The following is a 3,234-nucleotide window of genomic DNA, read 5'->3' on the forward strand; positions in this document are numbered from 1 at the left end:
TTACTTGTTCAAGATGTAGAGAAGAATCATCCACCAACTGCAGATATTTTAGATCCATTTAGTTTTTCACCGTGTTGGGTCATTGACGATGTGATGGGGAGTTATTCCACACCCGGTGGAGGTGTTGGACCACATCTTGATAGTTATCATGTTTTTTTAATTCAAGGAATGGGTAAACGGTCTTGGAAAATTGGTCGTGAGAAAATAAGAAAAGAAAAATATATTCAAGGTCTTGATTTAAAAATATTAAGCGAAGAATTTATTGGTGATGAATTTGAAGTTGAGCCAGGTGATGTTATTTATGTTCCGCCATTTTTTCCTCATTCAGGTGAGACAATTGATGAAAGCATGACATATTCCGTTGGATTTCTTGGCCCGTCGATGGCTGAATTGCTCATTGAATTTAGTCATTATATCGAGGAACAAGAAAGCTTAAACGGTCGTTACGATGGTGGTCAACTTGATGCGAATTCTTCTGGTGAAAATATGGATGAAAGTGAAGTTAATAATTTTCGCACTTCTTTAACGGATCTGATAAGATCTGACCAATTTGAAGAGTGGCTTCGTCGTTATTTTAAAAATGAAGATTAGCTATCTTCAAATAGCATCGCAAGTTGGTCAGTGATTGCGCCGCCGAGTTGTTCTGCATCCATGATTGTTATCGCATTTTTATAATAGCGTGTAACATCATGTCCAATGCCAATGGCAAGAAGTTTTACAGGGGATTTAGTTTCAATCACTTCGATGACATGACGAAGGTGATCTTCGAGATAATTAGCGTTATTAGAAGATAACGTGCTGTCATCAACTGGCGCACCATCCGAAATAACCATTAAAATACGACGTTCTTCTGATCTTGCGATTAATCGGTTGTGAGCCCAGAGTAAGCTTTCTCCGTCAATATTTTCTTTTAACAATCCTTCGCGCAGCATCAGACCAAGATTGTTTCGGCTTCTTCTTAATGGTGTATCGGCTGATTTATAAATAATGTGTCTTAGATCATTTAAGCGACCAGGCGCATCTGGCTTACCGTCTTCTGTCCATTTTATTCTTGATTTTCCGCCCTTCCAGGCCTTTGTGGTGAATCCAAGAATTTCGACATTAACGCCGCACCTTTCTAATGTTCTGCTTAAAATATCACCGCACATGGCCGCAATTGATATTGGTCGACTACGCATTGAACCAGAATTATCAACAAGAAGCGTTACAACAGTATCTTTAAAATCGCTATCATGTTCAATTTTAAAGGAAAGAGGGTGGGTTGGGTTTGTTACAACCCGAGTAAGCCGGGCGGTATCCAACATGCCGTCTTCAAGATCAAACTCCCATGCTCTTGTTTGCTTTGCCATAAGTAGGCGCTGCAAGCGGTTCGCGAGTTTTGAAACCATGCCTTGAAGATGATATAATTGTTGGTCCAATTTTTTTCGTAATTGTATTAATTCTTCTGGATCACAAAGATCTTCTGCTGCGATATATTCATCAAATTCACGTGTATAGACCTGATATCCTGGCCCATTTGAAAAAAGGCCGAAAGGATCATTGTCATTTCGCGGTGGTGCAGCATCTTCGCTTTGCGCTTGTTTTAACATTTCCATTAATTCTTCGGTGGTCATGTCTGATGATTGATCGCCAGTGGCGCCATCATCGATTTCATCTTCTGATTGCTCACCACTCTCTTCTAAACCGTCTTCTCCGCTCTCACTGTCGTCTTCTACATCATCACTGGACTGTTCACTTTGATCGGTTTGATCATCCATGTCATCCTGCTTGTTATCATCATTTTCTTCTTGCTCGTTATAATCACGAGCTAAATCCAGATCGGAGATAATTTTTCGGCTAAGTTTGGCAAATTCATCTTGATCATTAAGGTTTTCAATTAAATCATCAAGGTGCTTCCCAGCTTTTTCTTCAACTTCTGCACGTAATTCATTTACGGCCTTGCGGGTAGTTGCAGGTGGAGTTTCATCTGTTAAGCGTTGCCGAACTAGTAATTTCATCACGTCGTCAAGAAGGGATGCCGTTTTCTCTTCTGCGGGGTTTAGGGCGTTATCTTCATAATGTTTTTCTAGATGCGCTTTTAAATTCTTGGCAACACCGGCCATTTCATTACTACCGATTGCTTCGACACGAGCATCTTCGATGGCATTATAAACTTTTTCAGCAAGCTCACCTTTAGGCATATATTTATAATGCAGTGATTTATCGTGATGAAGTTTATGAAGCGAATAGCTATCGCCTTTACCTCTTAAATCAGCGATCTCTTCCGATGACATATCCGTATAAACCATTGGAAGACGCAATTGGTCAGGTTTTGGCGTAGGGGACGTTCCGAAACTTACTTCTACCTCAGCATCATTTGCAAGGGCCCGCACCGTACTGGATACGGCCCTTTTAAAATCTTCGAGGTTTTGTAAGTTGCTTTTACTCAACGTCTTAGCCTTAGCTTTCAGTTGATTGAAGAATATTTGCACCCATCACATCTTCACCAAAGCATCGTTGATAATATTCAGCAATGATTGGACGTTCTAATTCATCACATTTATTGAGAAAAGATAGACGGAACGAAAATGCGAGATCTTTGAATATTTCATAGTTCTCTGCCCATGTAAGCACTGTTCGTGGCGACATAACAGTGGATATATCACCATTGATGAAACCTTTTCGGCTAAGATCAGCAACTTGAACCATTTGTTTGATAATCTTTAGGTCGTCTTCGTTTTGCATCATTGGCATTTTTGCAGCTACGACATTTTCTTCATGATCATGCGGTAAATAATTCAATGTTGTAACAATGTTCCACCGGTCCATCTGTCCTTGGTTGATTTGTTGTGTACCATGATAAAGACCCGTGGTATCGCCAAGTCCAATTGTGTTTGTCGTTGCAAAAAGACGAAATGATTGATGTGGATGGATCACTTTGTTTTGATCTAGTAATGTTAGCTTACCCGCAACTTCAAGAACACGTTGAATTACAAACATAACATCAGGACGTCCAGCATCATATTCATCAAACACAAGTGCAGTAGGGCTTTGTAATGCCCAAGGAAGGATGCCTTCTTTAAATTCCGTAACTTGTACGCCATCTTTTAAGGTAATGGCGTCTTTACCGATCAAATCAATACGGCTGATATGACTATCAAGATTGACCCTCAAACACGGCCAATTTAATCGCGCAGCCACTTGTTCGATATGGGTTGACTTACCCGTACCATGATAACCTTGAACCATTACACG

General features: G+C 40.3%; 3 protein-coding genes. 1 reads left to right on the plus strand and 2 read right to left on the minus strand.

From position 1 onward, the window contains the following. Positions 1-591: cupin domain-containing protein (locus ACTF6W_RS08335; RefSeq protein ID WP_438994083.1), on the plus strand; the 591-nt coding region annotated here is incomplete at its 5' end. On the opposite strand, the gene cobT is transcribed toward ACTF6W_RS08335, so the two are convergent. After that, positions 588-2,429 carry a cobaltochelatase subunit CobT gene (gene cobT, locus ACTF6W_RS08340; protein ID WP_438994084.1) on the minus strand — a complete coding sequence of 614 codons (1,842 nt, stop codon included), beginning with the start codon at positions 2,427-2,429 and terminating at the stop codon, positions 588-590. The genes ACTF6W_RS08335 and cobT overlap by 4 nt on opposite strands. 10 nt (positions 2,430-2,439) lie before the next feature. Further along, positions 2,440-3,234, minus strand: a 795-nt coding sequence (locus tag ACTF6W_RS08345) for an AAA family ATPase (RefSeq protein ID WP_438994085.1), incomplete at its 5' end; no start/stop codon positions are given.

The sequence above is a fragment of the Pseudemcibacter sp. genome (assembly GCF_965661635.1).
GTDB lineage: Bacteria > Pseudomonadota > Alphaproteobacteria > Sphingomonadales > Emcibacteraceae > Pseudemcibacter.